A 19,619-nucleotide genomic window follows, 5' to 3' on the forward strand; every position below is an offset into this window, starting at 1 on the left:
GCCGGGACTGGTTGCCGCGAGCGGCATGGTGTCAGAAATCGAACCCGAGTTGCCCCTCGATTTCCGGGACCGGTACGCCGAGCACGGGGGCCCGGGTCTTCTTGAGGTGCCGCCACTTGGGCAGCGCGTCGAGATACGACCACGAGAGCCGGTGGTATTCGGTCGGCCCCCGCTCCTCGAGCGCCGCCTTGTGCACCGGGGACGGATAGCCCGCGTTCGCCTCGAAGCCGAAGTCGGCGCAGGCCGCGCCCAGTTCGGCCATCATGGCGTCGCGCTCCACCTTGGCGAGCACGGACGCGGCGGCCACGGCCACACAGGACTGGTCGCCCTTGATGACCGTACGCACCTGCCAGGGCGCACCCAGGTAGTCGTGCTTGCCGTCGAGGATGACCGCTTCGGGCCGCACCGGAAGAGCTTCGAGCGCCCTTACGGCGGCCAGCCGCAGCGCGGCCGTCATGCCCAGGTCGTCGATCTCCTGCGGCGAGGAGTGCCCGAGCGCGTGGGCGGTGACCCAGTCGCCGAGCTCGAGGGCGAGCGCATCGCGGCGCTTGACGGTGAGCAGCTTGGAGTCGGTGAGGCCCTCGGGCGGCCGGCGCAGACCGGTGATCGCGGCGCAGACCGTGACGGGTCCCGCCCACGCACCGCGTCCGACCTCATCGATTCCGGCGATGATCTTCGCGCCGGTCTTCGCCCGGATCGAGCGCTCTACGGTGTGGGTGGGTGCTTCGTACGGCATGGCGGTGCCAGCGTACGCCTGCTGGAGGGCGGCAGGACACCCCCGCCCCGTCGTCACGCCTCGCGGCGCACCAGCGGGACGATCAGATCGTCGATCATGCGGGCGATCTCGGCGGGCGACCATTCGCTTCCGTACACCTTGGCGCGGTACATCATCATCGCGGGAATGGCCTCGCAGACATGATCGTTCACGGCCGCGGGGCGCACCTCGTTCCGCCGTACGCCCCGGCTGAGCACCTCGCGGATCGCCTCGATGGCGGGCTGCATCACACGGCCGAAGATCACCGCCTGGAAACGCGCGGCCACGCTGCCGTCGCATTCGTGAAGCACCGCACGCAGGGCGAAGCCAGGCCGCGAGTACATCGCGTCGCGCATGGCCAGACAGAGCGTCAGGAGGTCCTCGCGGACGCTGCCGGTGTCGGGCGCCGGGGACAGCGGGGGCATGCCCGACTCGAGCGCGTCGGCGACCAGGTCCTCCTTGGAGGGCCAGCGCCGGTACACCGCCGCCTTGCCGGTCTGGGCGCGGGCGGCGACGCCTTCCATGGTCAGGCCGTTCCAGCCGACCTTGCTGAGCTGCTCGAGCGCGGCGTCGAGGATGGCGCGCTCGAGCACGGCTCCGCGCCGCCTCGGGGCCACCACCTGAGCGGGGACACAGGACTGGGCGGGAGCGGCCGTCCAGCGCGAAGTAGCCATGTTTCTCTCTTCGTTGAGACCGGTCGCGCCGCGCCGGGAGGCGGAGGTGGTGCGTGGGGGCGCACCGCGGGGAGTCTCCGCTTCCGGTACCGCGCGGGGTCCTTACAGGATCGCAGGCGCGCGGGCCGCTCGCGACGGGGCGAACGGCACGAATCACGCGCCCCTCGGGTGTCGCCTCGCGGTCGGTCAAGGAACGCCCAACTCCCCAAGAATTTCCTTGTGTTCAAGAAGAGCCGCTCGCTAGGGTCCCCCTAGTGAACGCTGTCGTTCACTAAAACGCCCAGGGGAGCATCAGTGTCACAGTCACACGAGGACATACGCGTCGCGGAACCGGATCCGGTGCCCGGCGCGACCACCGCGAAGTCGCCCCACGCCGGGATAGCCCTGTTCATCATCGCGGCCTGCCAGCTGATGGTCGTCCTCGATGCCACCATCGTGAATATCGCGCTCCCGCACATCCAGGACGCGCTCAAGTTCTCCACCACCGACCTGACCTGGGTCGTCAGCGCCTACACCCTCACCTTCGGCGGTCTGCTGCTGCTCGGCGGGCGCGCGGGCGACATCCTCGGCCGGCGCCGGGTGTTCATGTTCGGCATCCTGCTGTTCACGTTCGCCTCCCTGATCGGCGGCTTCGCCCAGGAGCCCTGGCAGCTGCTCGCGGCACGCGCCCTGCAGGGCGTCGGCGGTGCGATCGCCTCGCCGACCTCGCTGGCCCTGATCACTTCCACGTTCCCCGAGGGCCCGGAGCGCAACAAGGCGTTCGGTGTCTTCGCCGCGGTCTCCGCAGGTGGCGGTGCGGTCGGTCTGCTCGCCGGCGGCATGCTCACCGAGTGGCTCGACTGGCGCTGGGTGCTCTTCGTCAACGTCCCGATCGGTGTCCTGATCGCGGTGCTCACGCCGAAGTACATCCAGGAGTCGGAGCGCCACCCCGGCCGCTTCGACTTCGCCGGCGCGATCACCTCGACGCTCGGCATGGTCGCCCTTGTCTACGGCTTCATCCGCGCGGCGGGCGACGGCTGGAAGGACGGCCTGACGGTCGCCTCGTTCGGCGCGGCCGTCGTACTCCTCGCGGTCTTCATCTACATCGAGACCAAGGCCAAGGACCCGATCACCCCGCTGAAGATGTTCCGCGACCGCAACCGCTCGGGCACGTATGTGATCATGCTGAGCCTCGCCGCCGCGATGTTCGGAATGTTCTTCTACATCGTGCTCTTCGTGCAGAACGTGCTCGGTGACACCCCCATCGAGGCCGGTCTGAAGTTCCTGCCGGTGACAGTGGCGATCGTGTTCGGCGCGGGGCTTTCGCAGGCGCTGCTGCCCAAACTCGGCCCGAAGCCGTTCATGGTGGTCGGCTCGTCCTTCGTGATCGTGGGCCTGGGCTGGCTGACCCTGATCGACACCAGCAGTTCGTACCTCGGCGGCGTGCTCGGTCCGATGCTGCTCTTCGGCTTCGGCATGGGCCTCAACTTCGTGACGCTGACCCTCACCGCGGTCTCCGGCGTCGCCCAGCACGAGGCGGGCGCGGCCTCGGGTCTGCTCAACGCCACACAGCAGGTGGGCGGTTCACTCGGCCTCGCGATCCTGACCACGGTCTTCGGTACGGCCAGCCGCGACGAGGCGAAGACCCAGGTCGCCGACTTCATGGCGACCGCCACACCCGAACAGCAGGCCGCCTTCGCCAAGACCGGGGAACTGCCCAAGGGTTCGCCGTGGGCCAAGGAGATCCTCTCGGAGGGCATCTCCACCGGCTTCATCCCGGCGGTCGCGATGGCGGTCCTCGCGCTGATCACCGCGATCTTCGTGATCAAGGTGCGCAAGAGCGACCTGGACGCCCTCAGCGGGACGTCCACACCGGTGGCTCACTGATCTTCCCGGGTACGGAAATGGGGCGCCCCTCATGTGGAGGGGCGCCCCTTCCCGTTCAGTACTCCGATCCCGTTCAGTACTCCGAACGGTCCGTACTCGTGTCGATCACATCCAGGTCGTAGCAGTTCACGCCCTCGCGCAGCGGACGCTCCTCGATGATCGAGCGCGCCCGGTGCTCCCCGTAACTCATCGCGTACCAAGGCGCCTTGTCCTCGCCCAGCGACTCCATCAGCGGCCTGAGCGCGCAGGTGCGGACGGGTTCGGGCAGCTTGTCGAGCGCGGGTACGGCGTCGGCCGAGAGCCCGGAGACGTAGTCGACGTCGAACTTCCTGGTGTCCACGTAGCGCTGGACGTTCTGCTCGGCCACCATCCCGTCCGGCGAGACAAGACCGAAGACCAGCACACCGCCCGCCGCACTGGCGATCACAGCGCGGGGCAGCCAGCGTGCGCCAAACACCCCGGCCGCCATGATCAGCACGATGACCAGTCCGAGCCACAGCTCCATGGCGGTGACGGAGATCCTGAGCCTGGTGAGGCCGTACGCGTCGACGTACATCTGCATCCGGCGCAGCGCGGAGGCGACGACGATCAGGGTCAGCACGCACAGGGGGCCGAGCACGGCGCGTACCAGGGTGCGGTCGCGCCGTCCGTCGCGCGGCGACCAGCGCAGCGCGAGCGCGATCACCCCGAGAGTGAGCAGGGTGGCGAACAGGAGCTGCCAGAAACCCTGCCGGGCGTACTCGGAGTAGGTGAGACCGTCCTTGAGCGCGGCCTCGTAGCCGCCGAAGAGCACGGTCAGCTGGATGAGGTTGAAGACGGCGAAGAGAAGGTTCAGGACGACCAGCGGCAGGGCCCATTCGACCCGCCCGCGGGCCCGTCCCGGCTTGACCTCGATCCTGTCCCAGCGCAGCGGTGCCGCAGCCGTGTACGCGGCCGCCACGGCGCCGAGCACGCCGAGCGCGAAGAGCAGGAACCGCAGCGGGCCGTCGGACAGGTCGGAGTCCGGAAGCAGACTGCCGAGCAGATCGGCGAACGTGGAGTCCGCGGCGGCGAACAGCGCGCCGAAGACCACCAGCAGCACGATGGCCACGGCGACGGCGCGCACGATCGGTGCGAGCGAACCACGCGCGCCGCCGGTCCGGGCACGGAGCCCGCGCCAGGCCCAGACCGCGCCGGGCCCCAAGGCACCCACGAGACCGAGCGGGTTGAGCAGAACGCCCGGCCAGCGGCGCGTACCGTGCAGCGCGAGCGAACCGAGGCCGAACGCGGCGGCCACCGCGAGGAACGACGGCCAGCCGGCGTCGCGCAGCGCGGGCACCGAGAGCAGCGCCAGACCGCCGGCCCCCCAGGCCAGCGTCCAGCCCCGGGGCAGCCGGCCCGCGGCCTGCGCGGCGAAGTACGCGGCGAGGGCGAGCGGTACGGCGACGATCAGCAGATTCACGGCCACACCGTCGGCGAGCAGCAGCGCGCTCAGGACACCCGCGGCGAGCGCGCTGGCCAGGGTCGCGGCGCGCACGGGGGCGGCGTCCGCGGCGGTGATGCCGTCGAAGACCGACGGGGGGCGCTGGTGCGTGGCCCAGGGGTTGGGCGGTGGTCCGGCCGCCGCCTTGGTGCGCGGGGCGGTGGACTGGGCCGGGACGGACGTGCCCCAGGCGACGGCGGCCTCGGCGAGGGTGCGGGGAGGGACGGCGTCCTGCGGTTCTTCCACGGTGACGGCGGGAGCCTGCCGTACGACCGATGGGTCAGGACCCTCCCGTACGGCCTGTCCCTCGGGCTCTCCCCGTACGGCCTGTTTCCCGGGCTCTTCCCGTACGACGGCTACGGCAGGCTCTTCCCGTACGCCTTCATCGGCCCCTTCCCGCTGCGGAACGCTTCGTTCCGGCGGCTCGGCGCTTCCGGGCCCGGTATCAGGCTCGGGCCCGGTATCAGGCTCGGGCTCGGTATCAGGCTCGGGCTCGGGTACTTCGGGTGTGGACGGTGTATCGGACACGGGACCCCCTCCCGACCGGCCTGGACCCGGCTGAGGGCCCCGGGCCGGTGTCTCGTCGGCACCCGCCCGTCGAGCGTCACTGGCTCATGGCTCCGTCGAAGCATCCGAAGATCATCGGGCGGTGTGGGCCGTCAGAGTAGCCCCAGGGCAGCACGGCAAGGGCTGCCCGGCCCCGCATACGAGGGCTCTGTGGCAGGACCGTGACAGTCGGCGCTGCCCGGCGTCACGCCCCGGAGGGCGCCCCACTCGGAGCGTCACGCCCTGGTGGGCACCCACTCAAAGGGTCAAGCCCCGGTGGGCACCCACTCGGGCAGGGACTCCGTGCGCTTGGCCCACTCGGCCGGCGGCGCACCCGCCGGCGCGGCCGCGACGACGCCGCCCGCGATGGCGCAGGTGGTGTCCACATCGCCGCCGACCTGAGCGGTCGTCCAGAACGTCGTGGCGTAGTCACCGAGCCCGCGCGCCGCAGACCACAGCGCGAACGGCACCGTGTCATGCGCGGAGGTGCGCCGGCCGCAGCCGAGCACGGCCGCGACGGTGTTCGCGTCGCCGTAGTCGAGCATGTCGCGGGCGCGGCGAAGGCCGGCGCCCACGGCGCTGCGCGGCACGAGGTCGATCACGCCGTCGAGCAGCACCCGGCCGGTCAGCGGCTCCTTCGCACCCGCCACGAGCGCGGCCGCGGCGGCCACGGCCATCGCGCCGACGACCGCTTCGCGGTGCTGATGCGTGGTGTACGCGGAGATCTCGGCCTGATGCGTGGCCTGCTCGGGATCGTCGGCGTACCAGGCACCGAGCGGCGCGATCCGCATCGCCGCGCCATTGCCCCACGAGCCCTGGCCGTTGAACAGACCTGCCGCCAGCTCGCGCCAGTCACCGCCCTCGCGGATCAGGCGCAGCATCCGGTTCACGGCGGGCCCGTAGCCGCGGTCGAAGTCATGGTGGTGCGCGAAGGACTGCGCGAGAGCGTCCTGGTCGATGCGTTGGTACCGGGCGAGCACGGCCACGACGGAGCAGGCCATCTCGGTGTCGTCGGTCCACTGCCAGGCGCCTTCGGGGACCTCACGGCGCTTGAGCAGCGGATAGTTCTCGGGCACGAAGTACTGCGAACCGAGGGCGTCCCCCACGGCCAGACCACGCAGGCTGGCCAGGGCACGGCCGAGGCGGGCGTCGGCGGAACCTGCGGCAGGGGAGGAGGATTCAGCGATCATCGCGCCCCCACTCTAACGAATCCGCCCATACGCCTCGAATAAATGCGCGGTCACTCTTCGGTCACTAAATGCGCGTCCCTCTTCCGTCACTAAGTGCGCGGTCCCTCTTCGGTCACCAAGTGCACGGTCACCCTCCGGTCACCGTTGTCCCCGCTGCCGCCCATACGTCTCAGGCTCACGCCACCTCTCGAAGGGCCGGTCCAGGGAGTACCGCCCGTCCTCCCCCAGGACGAGCACCCGCATCTCGGCATTGCCGGGATTGCACAGCGCCTCGAACTCCGCGACCGACCAGTGGAACCACCGCATGCAGAACAGCCGCATCGTCAGTCCGTGCGTCACCAGGAGCACGTTCGGCGGATGCTCCGGGTCCTCGAAGCTGCGGTACAGGCTCTCCAGGAACGCCCCCACCCGGTCGTACACATCGGCCCCGGACTCGCCCTGGGCGAAGCGGTAGAAGAAGTGCCCGTAGGCGTCGCGGTAGGCCTTCTGCAGCCGGACGTCGTCCCTGTCCTGCCAGTTCCCCCAGTCCTGCTCACGCAGCCGCGGCTCCTCTCGCACCCGGACCCGCGCGGGGTCGAGCCCGAAGGCGTCGAAGGTCTCGAGCGTTCGTCGATACGGCGATACGTAGACACTCACGCGCTCGTCCCCGAACAGCTCGCGCAGCCGCTCCCCCGTCTCCTCGGCCTGCTCCCAGCCCCGCTCGGTGAGCATCAGCGCATGGTCGGGCTCGCGTTCGTACACGGAGTCGTCGGCATTGCCCTCCGACTCCCCGTGCCGGACGAGAACGATCCGCCGAGGTCGCGCCATGCCGAAACCCTAGATCGCCGCATGGACGCGTGCGCGATCAGTACGTCTCCGGCGTCCCGCGGTCTACACGGTCCACTGCGGCAGCAGCTTGACGACGTCCCCGTCAAGGCCGATCAGGTCCTTCTCGGTCCCGGCCCGCAGGGAAAGGCGTTCCACCCGCTCCTGGCGGTATTTGCCGTGCTCGGCCTCGGACCGCCACATGGACAGGACCAGGAACTCGCTGCCGGGCGCCTCGGAGAAGAAGCCCCGCACCATGCCCGGCGATCCGGCCATCGCGGGATTCCACACCTTCTGCTGCATCAGCGCGAAGTGCTCGACCTGCTCCTCGTGCACCCGGCAGTGCGCGATCCGCACCAGGTCCGCGTCGGTGAAGCGCGGCTCGAAGCCCGTCTTCACATCGAAGCGGTACTCGAACAGCTTGACCTGCATGTTCGTGTACGTACCGGCCTGAGCGGAGGCCAGCCGGTCATGGGAGCGGGCCATGAACGAGTCGTAGAACGACCGGCTCTCCCAGAAGGCGAAGAGATGCACCACATCGGCCCGCCGCGTGCTCCATCCCCCGCCCTGCCCCCGAAACCCCGGCTCCCCCAGAAGCCCCGCCCACCTCCGCTGCCCCTGCTCGAACCCCCTGCGGTCCGTCACGGTGCAACGCATCCACTTGACCAGCACGCGCGCCATAGTACGGCGCTTCGCGTGGCGCGGGTCACGCTCCGCGAAGGAGTACCCACATGAGAGTCACCGTGACAATGGCGGCCATGACCGCACTGCATGATCACCCCCTGTTCGGCCGTCTTGAGAAGGCGGAACACATCCTGGTCGCCGGAGCGGGCGGTGGTTTCGACATCTACGCGGGGCTGCCCGTGGCCCTCTCCCTGCTCGCCCAGGGTCGCCAAGTGACGCTCACCAACCTGACGTTCAGTGCGATCGAAGGTCTCCCGCTGGATGCCTGGCTCGCACCGGACGTCGCGGCGGTCACTCCCGGCGCGGCCCCGCACCAGACGTACTTCCCCGAACGCACCCTGGCCGACTGGCTGCATCTGCACGGCTACCCGAGCACGGTGCACGCCTTCGCGCGCGTGGGGGTGCAGCCGCTGCGCGAGGCGTACCGCGCGCTCATCGAGGCGTACGGGATCGACACGGTCATCCTGGTCGACGGCGGTACGGACATCCTGATGCGCGGCGACGAATCGGGCCTCGGCACCCCCGAGGAGGACCTCACAAGTGTCGCCGCCCTCGCGGGAATCGAGGGGGTCGACCGCCTGGTCCTGTCGGTCGGCTTCGGCGTGGACGCGTACCACGGAGTGAGCCACGGTCTGGTCCTTGAGAACATCGCGGCGCTGGAACGCGACGGCGCCTACCTCGGCGCGTTCTCGGTCTCCCGTACGACACGGGAGGGCGCCCTGTTCGTCGACGCGGTCGCGCACGCGCAGGAGCACACCCCCGACCACCCCAGCATCGTCAACGGTTCGATCGCCGGGGCCGTCCAAGGGGCTTTCGGCGATACGCAGTTCACGCACCGCACCCGCGGCAGCGAGCTGTTCATCAACCCCCTGATGTCCCTCTGCTTCCTCTTCGAGCTCGACGGCCTGGCCCGGCGCTGCCTCTACCTGGACCGCATCGAGCACACCCACCTGATCCGCCAGGTGAGCTCGGAGATAGCCCGCTTCCGCGACGAGCTTCCCCGGACCCGGCCGCCCCGCGGCATCCCCCACTGACCGATCCAACTCGGTACACCGGCAGGCGAGTTGTCCGGGGCACGACGTAGCGTGTCCCCAAGGAGAACGTTCCAGGGGAGATCTGATGAGCAGTTTCAGCAAGGGCCTGACCAAAGTGGAGGCCGGCCTCAAGTGGGATCCGGCACCACCGGGTCGTCCGAAGCACGACCTGGACCTGGTGTGCGCGGTGTACGACGCGTCGGACCCGCACGGCAAGCCGGCGTATCTGGTCCACTTCGGCAGCCGCTCCCCCGACGGCACCATCACGCTGAACCGGGACAGCCAGACGGGCCAGGGCTTCGGCTACGACGAGGTGATGACGCTCGAGCTGAACCGGCTCAACGAGAGCTACGTCCGCGTGGTCCTCGGCGTCGCGATCCAGCAGTCCCAGGGCGACCTCACCTTCGGCGAGACCCTCAACGCCTCGGTCCGCCTGCGCGAATCCCACACGGACCTGGTCCACTTCGACTTCACGGCCGTCCCCCGCTGCACCGCGGCGGTCCTCGCCGAGTTCACCCGCGACGGCGGCAACCACACCTGGCAACTCCGCCCGGCTTTCAAGGGCTTCGAACTGGACCCGTCGGCGTTCGCGCTGGCGATGGGGGCGCCTGTTTGATGCGACGAGGTGGACGCGTCTGGTGCCTGCTGGCGGAGGGCACTTATTCCTGGAGCGTTGTATTCCATGAGCTCACGGCCTGCGCCCTGGAGGCCAGGGGTAGCCGAGCTGACGAGCGAACTCCTTTGAACCACCGCAGACATCGGCGGCCGCGCGTGGGTCAAACGCCGTGAGCTCCGCCACCAACTCAGCGACCTGGGCCGCCGGGTCGTCGCCGGAAACGTCCAACGTCATCTGGAACTGGAGCCATGGACGGCCATCCTTGATGGCATCTCGGCCCGGGTGGAACAGGAAGAGATTGATCTGACTCGGCTCCCAGAGCCAGGCAGACACGCTACCGAGTTCACACTCCCAGCGCTCGAGCCAGGCAGTGCACTGCCGAAGCTGTTCTTCGAGGAGACGGGCGACAGTCCTGGCCGGCCATTCCCAGGAGCGGTCCAGCGTTGCGCGCTCAACCTCTGCTTGGTACTGCTGAGCGTCAAATCTGAACTCCGGCAGACCGACCTCATCTTCATCGGGATTTCGCCATGGACCCCAAATGACCTGGTCACCATCACGACGGATCGTGACATACAGGGCACCACAGCACCCTTCGGTGCACGTCGCCTCCGCCAAGCGAACCTCGCGCGGGGACGCGTGAGCATGAAGTGGCCCTCCAGGGACCAGGAGGTAGCGGGGGTCTGCGCACGGTCCTTCGTCGAATACCTCAGCCACTACGTCCAGCCCTCCAACGTGGGGGCGTACTTCCACTGCGCTTCCGAGGACCACCTGGTCGGGGACAACAACACGGAGAGCGAAGCTCTGCAGGTCTGGGATCACAGAACGATGTTCGACCAGGGGCCGGGCGTTGTCATCCGCTTTCCGCCTAGCTGAAGACGTATCAGAGAACGGCCACTCATCCGGTGCCACGATCTCGCCGGCGCCAGACCTACTTTCCCGCGCACCTGCACGTTCTGCTACGTAGTCCAGCCAGTCCCTCTTCGCGTACTGCACCCACCGAGCGGAGTTACGGGCCAGCCTGATGCGCGCCCCGTGGCTATTCAATCTCCGAACAGTTGAGTTGGTTACGCGGTTAGGTCACGAGCACGACGAAGGGGACCGACTCAAGGTCGGTCCCCTTCGTGAGCTGCTGGTCAGCTACGTGCGCGCACTACGTCGGATGTTGCATCCGATGCAATTCCGCCTGGTATCAGCTGCAGCCGCTGGTGGAGCCGCAGCCCTCGCAGATGTAGCACGAGCCGGCGCGCTGCATCTTCGTACCGCAGGAGAAGCAGAGCGGGGCGTCCGCCTGGATGCCCAGCTGCATCTCCACGAGCTCGGCGCTGGTGTGCGCCTGCTGCGGAGCGGCCTTCTCGGCGGCGACAGCGGCCTTCGGCGTCTCGACGGCCTTCAGCTCCTGGGCACGCGGCGCCGACTGGGCCAGGCCCTGGACGTCGAGCTCTTCCTCGGTGGGCTCGTAAGAACCCGTCTCCAGGTGACGCTGACGCTCCTCGGCCGAGTGGATGCCGAGCGCCGAACGCGTCTCGAACGGCAGGAAGTCGAGCGCCAGGCGGCGGAAGATGTAGTCGACGATCGACTGCGCCATCCGCACGTCCGGGTCGTCCGTCATACCGGCCGGCTCGAAGCGCATGTTGGTGAACTTCGAGACGTACGTCTCGAGCGGCACGCCGTACTGCAGACCGACCGACACGGCGATCGAGAAGGCGTCCATCATGCCCGCGAGGGTCGAACCCTGCTTGGACATCTTCAGGAAGACCTCACCGAGACCGTCGTCCGGGTAGGAGTTGGCGGTCATGTAACCCTCGGCGCCACCGACCGTGAAGGACGTGGTGATGCCGGGCCGGCCCTTGGGCAGACGCTTGCGGACGGGACGGTACTCGACGACCTTCTCGACGGCCGTACGAATGGTGTCCTCGGCCTTGGCGGTGACCGCCTCCTTCTCCTTCTCCTTCTTCTGCACGGAGAGGGGCTGGCCGACCTTGCAGTTGTCGCGGTAGACGGCGAGCGCCTTGACGCCCATCTTCCACGCCTCGAAGTAGACCTCTTCGACGTCCTCGACGGTCGCCGTCTCCGGCAGGTTGACCGTCTTGGACAGGGCGCCCGAGATCCACGGCTGGATCGCGGCCATCATGCGGACGTGGCCCATCGCGGAGATGGAGCGCTCGCCCATCGCGCAGTCGAACACCTCGTAGTGCTCGTGCTTGAGACCCGGGGCGTCGACGACATTGCCGTGGTCGGCGATGTGGGCGACGATCGCCTCGATCTGCTCCTCCTGGTAGCCCAGGCGGCGCAGGGCCTGCGGCACGGTGCCGTTGACGATCTGCATCGAGCCGCCGCCGACCAGCTTCTTGAACTTGACCAGGGCGAGGTCGGGCTCGAGGCCGGTGGTGTCGCAGGACATCGCGAGACCGATGGTGCCGGTCGGGGCGATGACCGAGGCCTGCGCGTTGCGGAAGCCGTTCTTCTCGCCGAGGCGGATCACGTCCTGCCAGGCCTCCGTGGCGGCGGCCCAGATCGGGGTGTCCAGGTCGTCCATGCGGACGGCCTTGCCGTTGGCGTCGGCGTGCTGCTTCATGACGCGCTTGTGCGGCGAGGCGTTACGGGCGTATCCGTCGTACGGGCCGACGACCGCGGCCAGTTCGGCGGAGCGCTTGTACGAGGTGCCGGTCATCAGCGAGGTGATGGCTCCGGCGAGCGCACGGCCGCCGTCGCTGTCGTACGCGTGACCCGTAGCCATGAGCAGGGCGCCGAGGTTGGCGTAACCGATGCCCAGCTGACGGAAGGCGCGGGTGTTCTCTCCGATCTTCTGCGTCGGGAAGTCCGCGAAGCAGATCGAGATGTCCATCGCGGTGATGACCAGCTCGACGACCTTGGCGAAGCGCTCGGACTCGAAGGACTGGTTGCCCAGACCGTCGTCCTTGAGGAACTTCATCAGGTTCAGCGAGGCGAGGTTGCACGAGGTGTTGTCCAGGTGCATGTACTCGGAGCACGGGTTCGAGCCGTTGATCCGGCCGGACTCCGGGCAGGTGTGCCACGCGTTGATGGTGTCGTCGTACTGGATGCCGGGGTCGGCACAGGCCCAGGCCGCCTCGGCCATCTTGCGGAAGAGCGACTTGGCGTCGACCTCCTCGATGACCTCGCCGGTCATACGGGAGGTGAGACCGAACTTGCCGCCCTCCTCGACCGCCTTCATGAACGTGTCGTTCACACGGACCGAGTTGTTGGCGTTCTGGTACTGGACGGACGTGATGTCGTCGCCGCCCAGGTCCATGTCGAAGCCCGCGTCACGCAGCGCGCGGATCTTCTCCTCTTCCTTCACCTTGGTCTCGATGAAGTTCTCGATGTCGGGGTGGTCGACGTCGAGGATGACCATCTTGGCCGCGCGGCGGGTGGCGCCACCGGACTTGATGGTTCCGGCCGAGGCGTCGGCACCGCGCATGAAGGAGACCGGACCCGAGGCGTTGCCGCCCGAGGACAGGAGCTCCTTGGAGGAGCGGATACGGGAGAGGTTCAGGCCGGCGCCGGAGCCGCCCTTGAAGATCATGCCCTCTTCCTTGTACCAGTCGAGGATCGACTCCATGGAGTCGTCGACGGACAGGATGAAGCACGCGGAGACCTGCTGCGGCTGCGGCGTACCGACGTTGAACCACACCGGGGAGTTGAAGCTGAAGATCTGGTGCAGGAGGGCGTAGGCCAGCTCGTGCTCGAAGATCTCGGCGTCGGCGGGCGAGGCGAAGTAGCTGTAGTCCTCACCGGCCTTGCGGTAGGTCTTCACGATCCGGTCGATCAGCTGCTTCAGACCGGTCTCGCGCTGCGGGGTGCCGACGGCCCCGCGGAAGTACTTGCTGGTGACGATGTTGACCGCGTTCACCGACCAGAAGTCGGGGAACTCGACGCCACGCTGCTCGAAGTTGACCGAGCCGTCGCGCCAGTTGGTCATGACGACGTCACGGCGCTCCCACTGGACCTCGTCGTACGGGTGCACGCCGGGGGTGGTGTGAATGCGCTCGATACGCAGACCCTTGCTGGCCTTGGTTCCCTTGGCGCGGGAACCTCGTGCCGGGCCGCTCGTCGTCTCGGTCATGCCGCCTCCCTATATCGGGCTAAAACGCCCCAGAGTGCCCCGCTCTTCCCGAGGCGTGATGTGTGTCTGATGCCGCGAGCGCCGCTATACCGCCCGCAACAGGTCTTCTGGCCGCCGATCGGCCGCAGGACCGGCCCCGCGAACACCCCGCCAAGGGGCCCGCAGCCCGGCCCGCCGGTCAGTCGGCGGCGGTGGCGGGAGCGGGGACGTCAGTCCCCGGGGGTCCCGCTTGCTCCGCTTCGGGTGCGTCCTCGGCGCCGGCGGCAAACTCCTGCACATGCCGCAGCTCGGTGATGGCCGCCTCGAAGTCCTCGAGTGAGTCGAACGCCCGGTAGACGGACGCGAAGCGCAGGTACGCGACGAGGTCGAGCTCCTGCAACGGGCCGAGTATGGCCAGTCCCACGTCGTGGGTGGTCAGCTCGGCACTGCCGGTGGCGCGCACCGCCTCCTCGACCCGCTGGCCGAGCTGGGCGAGTGCGTCCTCCGTGACGGGCCGCCCCTGGCATGCCTTGCGCACACCATTGATGACCTTGGTACGGCTGAAGGGTTCGGTCACTCCGCTGCGCTTGACCACCATCAGCGAGCAGGTCTCGACGGTGGTGAAGCGACGGGTGCAGTCCGGACACTGCCGGCGCCTGCGGATCGACGTGCCGTCGTCGGTCGTACGAGAGTCGACGACCCGGCTGTCGGGGTGCCTGCAGAAGGGACAGTGCATCGCTCCCAACCCTCCTTCACAGCACGACTGAATGGCCTCTCACAAGGCGCGGTTTGCCACCGCTGCCCCGCCCGAAGCGACCCCCAGCATAGGCGATGACCGAGGCCCATAGGACCAGGGACCACAACTTCTGGGCGGCTACGCCAATCCAACCACTAGATCTGGGGTTTGGCCGCATTCTCGGCACCATCGCGTGTCGCTTGCGGAAGGCCATGAGCGTTGCCTGCGGGAGGCGTTGAAAAGGGTACGCGACGGATGGGGCCGCATCCCGCGCGGCGGCCGATGGCAGACTGTGACGCTCACGGGAACGGACCCTGTTCGAGCTTCGGCAGTACACCCGAGCACATGATCACGTCAGGCGATGCAGAGTTTTTCACTCGAACGTGTGTTTGGCGCAACCTTTCGAAAGCTACTACCGTTGTCCGACTAGGGAGACCATTCTCGGAAGGGGCCGCCGTGACCACCACCGCAGACAGTGCCAGCATCACCGCCCAGGATCGCTCCCAGGGCCGACTCGAGGCGGTGCACGCCATGAATGACTCCGGTATGACCCCGGAGGGGCAGAAGCCTGCCCGCTCGCTCCCTGGCCGACCTCCTGGCATCAGGGCCGACAGCTCGGGACTCACGGACCGGCAGCGCCGGGTGATCGAGGTGATCCGGGACTCCGTGCAGCGGCGTGGTTACCCGCCGTCGATGCGCGAGATCGGCCAGGCCGTGGGCCTGTCCAGCACGTCCTCCGTGGCCCATCAGCTGATGGCCCTGGAGCGCAAGGGCTTCCTGCGCCGCGACCCGCACCGCCCCCGGGCGTACGAGGTGCGCGGCTCCGACCAGGGCAGCAGCCAGCCCACGGACACCGCAGGCAAGCCCGCGGCGTCCTACGTCCCGCTCGTCGGCCGGATCGCGGCCGGTGGCCCGATCCTCGCCGAGGAGTCGGTCGAGGACGTGTTCCCGCTGCCGCGCCAGCTCGTCGGTGACGGTGAGCTCTTCGTCCTCAAGGTCGTCGGTGACTCGATGATCGAGGCCGCGATCTGCGACGGCGACTGGGTCACGGTCCGCCGCCAGCCCGTCGCCGAGAACGGTGACATCGTCGCCGCCATGCTCGACGGCGAGGCCACGGTCAAGCGCTTCAAGCGCGAGGACGGCCATGTCTGGCTGCTCCCGCACAATGCGGCGTACCAGCCGATCCCCGGCGACGAGGCAACCATCCTCGGCAAGGTCGTGGCGGTGCTGCGCCGCGTCTAAGGTCCGCGACGGGACCTCCCGTCCGCCCCTGACCGGGCCCCGGAACCACCTGCGCCGGTTCCGGGGCCCTGTGCTGTCCGGCAGCGGGACCCCGCGCTGTGCCGGTGGCAGGCCCCGCTCCGTGCTTTCCGGCGGCAGGGCCCCTCTCCGTACGCACGAAGCAGCGTGCTACTCCTCGTCCGCCTCGGCCGCGGCCTGCTCCTCCACGTCGACGTCCGCCGCCTTGGCGGCCACCTCGACGTCCGCCGCTTCGGCCGCCGTATCGACGTCCGCCGCCTTGGCCGCCGCGTCGATCGCCGACAGGGACCGGCGGACCTGGTTGCCGTCGGTCGTGTACCAGAAGTCCGGCATCGAGGACTTGAGGTAGCTGCCGTAACGGGCCGTGGCCAGACGGGGATCGAGGACCGCCACCACACCCTTGTCCCCCGACGCCCGTACGAGACGGCCCGCGCCCTGAGCCATCAGCAGCGCCGCATGCGTGGCCGCGACGGCCATGAAGCCATTGCCGCCGTTCTCCTCGACCGCCTTCTGGCGCGCGCTCATCAGCGGATCGTCGGGCCTGGGGAACGGGATCTTGTCCATGACCACCAGCTGACAGCTGTCACCCGGTACATCCACTCCCTGCCAGAGCGAGAGCGTGCCGAAGAGGCAGGTCTTCGGGTCGGCCGCGAAGTTCTTGATCAGCTCGCCGAGGGTCTCCTCGCCCTGGAGCAGGATCGGGAACTCGGGGATCCGTGACCGCAGCTCCTCGGCCGCCTGCTGGGCACCGCGCATCGACGAGAACAGACCGAGCGTGCGACCGCCGGCTGCCTGGATCAGCTCGGTGAGCTCGTCGAGCATGTCCGCGCGGTCGCCGTCCCGCGCCGGGCGCGACAGATGCTTCGCGACGTACAGGATTCCTTGCTTGCGGTAGTCGAAGGGCGAACCGACGTCGACGCCCTTCCACACCGGGAGGTCCTCGGACTCCCCGGTGCCGGCCGTGCCTTCCGGGGCGAGACCGAGCGAGGCACCCACCCCGTTGAAGTCCCCGCCGAGCTTCAGCGTCGCCGAAGTGAGCGTCACCGAGCGGTCGGTGAAGAGCTTCTCGCGCAGCAGGCCCGAGACGGACATCGGTGCGACGCGGAGCGAGGCCCCGCTGTATCGATTGGCGGCTCCGCCGCGGAGGTCGTGCCGCTCGTACCAGACGACGTCCCACTCCGAGCCGTTGGTGATCCGCTCCGCGACATCGTGGACCGACTCCACCGAGGCCTGTGCCTGCTTGCGTACCGCGTCCTCGTCCTGCACCGACCGGTCGCGGGTCGAGCCGAGCGCGGAGATCACATTGCGGGCGGCGTCACGAAGGGCGAGCAGCGCATAGCCGAGGTCTTCGGGGATCTCTTCCAGCCGGCCGGGCAAGGCCAGTTCCATCACTCGTTCGAAGCCCTCGGCCGCGGTCTGCAGCTGGTCCGCGACCTTCTCGTTGACCAGCTTGGCGGCGCGCTTCACCGCACGGTTGACCTGGCCGGGCGTCAGCTCGCCGGTGGCGACACCCGTGACCCGGGAGACCAGCTCATGCGCCTCGTCGACGATCAGGACCTCGTGCTGCGGCAGCACGGGAGCGCCCTCGATGGCGTCGATCGCGAGCAGCGCGTGGTTGGTGACGACCACGTCGGCTAGCTTGGCGCGTTCGCGTGCGCTCTCCGCGAAGCACTCCGCGCCGTACGCGCACTTCGTGGCGCCCAGACACTCCCGCGAGGAGACGGAGATCTGCGACCAGGCCCGGTCGGAGACGCCCGGGGTCAGATCGTCCCGGTCGCCGGTCTCGGTCTCGTCCGCCCAGTCCCGCATCCGCAGCAGGTCCTGGCCCAGCTTGCTGGTGGGCGCGGCCGCCTCGAACTGATCGAAGAGCCCCTCCTCCTCTTCCTGCGGCACACCTTCATGGAGCCGGTGCAGACACAGGTAATTGGAGCGGCCCTTGAGCATCGCGTACTGCGGCTTGCGGCGCAGCAGCGGATGCAGCGCCTCCACGGTGCGCGGCAGGTCGCGCTCCACCAGCTGGCGCTGGAGTGCGAGCGTGGCCGTGGCGACGACCACGCGCTCCCCGTGCGCGAGGGCCGGGACCAGATAGCCCAGGGACTTTCCGGTGCCCGTGCCCGCCTGGGCAAGGAGATGCGAGCCGCCGTCGATGGCTTCGGCGACCGCCTCGGCCATCGCCACCTGGCCAGGACGCTCCGTACCGCCGACGGCTGTGACGGCAGCATGCAGGAGTTCGGGGAGTGAGGGTTTCGTCATAGGCCGACCACCCTAAACGGGTCCACTGACATTCCTTCGCTCGGAGGCCGCACAGCCGCTCTCAAGGCCGGTGCAGAGGGTTCGGGACCGTGCCGTGCACCGCCGCGTGCGGGCGTTCGGGCCGGTCGCGGTAGCCGTCGAGGTGCAGACGGTTGCGGTTGAGACAGAGCCGGGCGATGCGCTCCCCGAGCAGGTCGAAGGTCTCGAAACGGTCCTTGAGCTCCGGAAAACGCGCCTGGTAGCGCAGGATCTCGGCCCGTACGAGAGACCAGAAATCCCCCTCGGACACACCCAGTTGCTGCTCGCACAGCGGCGCGAGATAGCGGAAGACGCCGACGAAGAGCCCCGAGTGGATGAACTGGGTGAGGAAGTCCGGCGGCTCGGTCAGGAGCACCGCGCGGACGTCCTCGGGCATGGAGTCGTGCTCGGGCAGTGGCACGGCGCTGACGTTCATGTCGTCGACGAAGTCCTTGACCGCGAGACGGACCGGGATGTCCTGCTCGTCGAAGACGACGATCGTGTTCTCGCCGTGGGGCGAGAAGACCGTGCCGTACCGGTAGAGGAAGTGGAGCAGGGGCGGCAGGAGCGCACCGAACAGGCGGCGCAGCCAGGCCTCGGGGGCCAGGCCGGAGCGGCCGACGAGTTCGGCGGTGAACGCTCTGCCGTGCGGATCGACGTGGAGCAGGCAGGCGAGGGTGCGGGCTCGTTCGCCCTTGTCGAGGTAGCGGCCGAGCGGCTCGCGCCAGATCGCGCCGAGGAGTTCCTTGTATTGGTACGGGACCTCCGCCAGGCCGTCGTAGACGGGATGCTCGACGGTGACCGAGGCGATCTCGCCCAGCAGGACGGCGCGGGTCTCGTCGCGCAGGAACGGGTCGGCGTCGCGCAGCGCGTGCACCCAGGCGGTGACCGCGGGGGCGGCGGCGGTGCGTTCGGTGGGCAGTCCGCGCCAGACCAGGGTGTTGAGGATGGACAGCGGGAGTTTCACGGTGTGCCGCTCGGGGTGCGACACATTGAGGAAGGTGCGGATGGACTGCTGCGGCAGGCGCAGATCGCCGTCGGGCGCCAGCGGAACAATGTCGCCGGCCGCGACGGACGACGCGAACAGGGGCAGCACGATCTCGTCCCACTGCCAGGGATGTACGGGCAGCAGCAGAAAGCGCGCGGGGTCCAGGCCGCGCGTACGGAGCGTCTCGTCGAAAGCGGCGCGGGCGGCCGCGTCCAGCTCGCGTGCGTACAGCTGCTCGGGGGTGTCCAGGCCGCGCACTCCGCGATACGAGGCCAGCTCGCGGCTGACCGCGATCCAGGGGAGCTGGGCCGGCAGGCGCGCTTCGGGGGCCCACCGGGCGCGGTCCTGGGCGGAGAAGCCGAGCCGTCCCTTGTTGAGTACGAGCCAGGGGTGGCCGGTCTGGTGGCCTTCGAGCGCGGCGTAGTCGAGGTCGGCGAGGGCCGCCGCGGTCAGGGCGGTGTGGTCGAGGCGGGTGTCGGCGGCGAGCGTGGCGTTCAGCTCGTGGATGAGGTGGCCGAGCGTGGAGCCGTCGAGGCCGAGGGTGCGGCGGGCGGCGGTGATGAAGCGGATGGGGTCGGTACAGGGGGGTTCGTGGTGCGTGTCGGCGTGGGGCCGGCCGTCCGTGGCGGCGGGCGGCCGCCCCGTCGGGGCGGCGGCGGGGGGCGCCGCCT

Annotated in this window: 16 protein-coding genes; 5 read left to right on the top strand and 11 right to left on the bottom strand. The window is 69.1% G+C overall.

What is annotated here, in order from left to right; genetic code table 11:
* Window positions 1–31 precede the first annotated feature (31 nt).
* Entirely contained in the window at window positions 32–736 is a 705-nt protein-coding gene (locus JAO81_RS27230; protein WP_199550583.1) for a ribonuclease HII, read from the bottom strand.
* Between the two features lie 53 nt (window positions 737–789).
* The gene (locus JAO81_RS27235) at window positions 790–1,428 is read right to left on the bottom strand and encodes a TetR/AcrR family transcriptional regulator (protein ID WP_199550584.1); all 639 of its coding nucleotides are present in this window, start codon (window positions 1,426–1,428) and stop codon (window positions 790–792) included.
* Window positions 1,429–1,722: 294 nt separating this feature from the next.
* Here JAO81_RS27235 and JAO81_RS27240 point away from each other — a divergent pair, with 294 nt between their 5' ends.
* Window positions 1,723–3,294 carry an MFS transporter gene (locus JAO81_RS27240; protein WP_374194357.1) on the top strand — a complete coding sequence of 524 codons (1,572 nt, stop codon included), beginning with the start codon at window positions 1,723–1,725 and terminating at the stop codon, window positions 3,292–3,294.
* A gap of 73 nt (window positions 3,295–3,367) precedes the next feature.
* Here the strand turns inward: JAO81_RS27240 and JAO81_RS27245 are convergent, their stop codons facing one another.
* The 4 genes from JAO81_RS27245 to JAO81_RS27260 form a co-directional block, all read right to left on the bottom strand.
* A complete protein-coding gene (locus JAO81_RS27245) occupies window positions 3,368–5,002 on the bottom strand; it encodes a DUF4153 domain-containing protein (RefSeq protein ID WP_199550585.1) in 1,635 nt (544 codons plus the stop codon).
* A gap of 566 nt (window positions 5,003–5,568) precedes the next feature.
* Window positions 5,569–6,492 carry an ADP-ribosylglycohydrolase family protein gene (locus JAO81_RS27250; RefSeq protein ID WP_199550586.1) on the bottom strand — a complete coding sequence of 308 codons (924 nt, stop codon included), beginning with the start codon at window positions 6,490–6,492 and terminating at the stop codon, window positions 5,569–5,571.
* 138 nt (window positions 6,493–6,630) lie between these two features.
* A complete protein-coding gene (locus JAO81_RS27255) occupies window positions 6,631–7,299 on the bottom strand; it encodes a histidine phosphatase family protein (protein WP_199550587.1) in 669 nt (222 codons plus the stop codon).
* 63 nt (window positions 7,300–7,362) lie between these two features.
* Window positions 7,363–7,968, bottom strand: coding sequence for a YdbC family protein (locus tag JAO81_RS27260; protein WP_199550588.1), 606 nt, complete (start codon window positions 7,966–7,968; stop codon window positions 7,363–7,365).
* An 86-nt stretch (window positions 7,969–8,054) separates the two neighbouring features.
* Here JAO81_RS27260 and JAO81_RS27265 point away from each other — a divergent pair, with 86 nt between their 5' ends.
* The gene (locus tag JAO81_RS27265) at window positions 8,055–9,014 is read left to right on the top strand and encodes a DUF1152 domain-containing protein (RefSeq protein ID WP_199550589.1); all 960 of its coding nucleotides are present in this window, start codon (window positions 8,055–8,057) and stop codon (window positions 9,012–9,014) included.
* 85 nt (window positions 9,015–9,099) lie between these two features.
* Entirely contained in the window at window positions 9,100–9,630 is a 531-nt protein-coding gene (locus tag JAO81_RS27270) for a TerD family protein (RefSeq protein WP_199550590.1), read from the top strand.
* A gap of 72 nt (window positions 9,631–9,702) precedes the next feature.
* Here JAO81_RS27270 and JAO81_RS27275 read toward each other — a convergent pair whose 3' ends face one another.
* Window positions 9,703–10,245 carry a hypothetical protein gene (locus JAO81_RS27275; RefSeq protein WP_199550591.1) on the bottom strand — a complete coding sequence of 181 codons (543 nt, stop codon included), beginning with the start codon at window positions 10,243–10,245 and terminating at the stop codon, window positions 9,703–9,705.
* 27 nt (window positions 10,246–10,272) lie between these two features.
* Between JAO81_RS27275 and JAO81_RS27280 the strand changes: the two genes are divergently transcribed.
* Window positions 10,273–10,503 carry a hypothetical protein gene (locus JAO81_RS27280; RefSeq protein WP_199550592.1) on the top strand — a complete coding sequence of 77 codons (231 nt, stop codon included), beginning with the start codon at window positions 10,273–10,275 and terminating at the stop codon, window positions 10,501–10,503.
* Window positions 10,504–10,819: 316 nt separating this feature from the next.
* Here JAO81_RS27280 and JAO81_RS27285 read toward each other — a convergent pair whose 3' ends face one another.
* Window positions 10,820–13,714 (bottom strand): vitamin B12-dependent ribonucleotide reductase, encoded by a 2,895-nt coding sequence (locus JAO81_RS27285; protein WP_199550593.1) that lies wholly within the window; start codon window positions 13,712–13,714, stop codon window positions 10,820–10,822.
* Between the two features lie 178 nt (window positions 13,715–13,892).
* Entirely contained in the window at window positions 13,893–14,429 is a 537-nt protein-coding gene (gene nrdR / locus JAO81_RS27290) for a transcriptional regulator NrdR (RefSeq protein ID WP_199550594.1), read from the bottom strand.
* A gap of 456 nt (window positions 14,430–14,885) precedes the next feature.
* Here nrdR and lexA point away from each other — a divergent pair, with 456 nt between their 5' ends.
* Window positions 14,886–15,671 (top strand): transcriptional repressor LexA, encoded by a 786-nt coding sequence (lexA, locus tag JAO81_RS27295; protein WP_199550595.1) that lies wholly within the window; start codon window positions 14,886–14,888, stop codon window positions 15,669–15,671.
* A gap of 168 nt (window positions 15,672–15,839) precedes the next feature.
* Here the strand turns inward: lexA and JAO81_RS27300 are convergent, their stop codons facing one another.
* Complete coding sequence (locus JAO81_RS27300) at window positions 15,840–17,942, bottom strand: ATP-dependent DNA helicase (protein ID WP_199550596.1); 2,103 nt, start codon at window positions 17,940–17,942, stop codon at window positions 15,840–15,842.
* A 61-nt stretch (window positions 17,943–18,003) separates the two neighbouring features.
* Window positions 18,004–19,619 (bottom strand): IucA/IucC family siderophore biosynthesis protein (locus tag JAO81_RS27305; protein WP_199550597.1); only part of this gene is annotated, 1,616 nt, incomplete at its 5' end.

The sequence above is a fragment of the Streptomyces sp. N35 genome, assembly GCF_016464295.1.
Classification (GTDB): domain Bacteria; phylum Actinomycetota; class Actinomycetes; order Streptomycetales; family Streptomycetaceae; genus Streptomyces.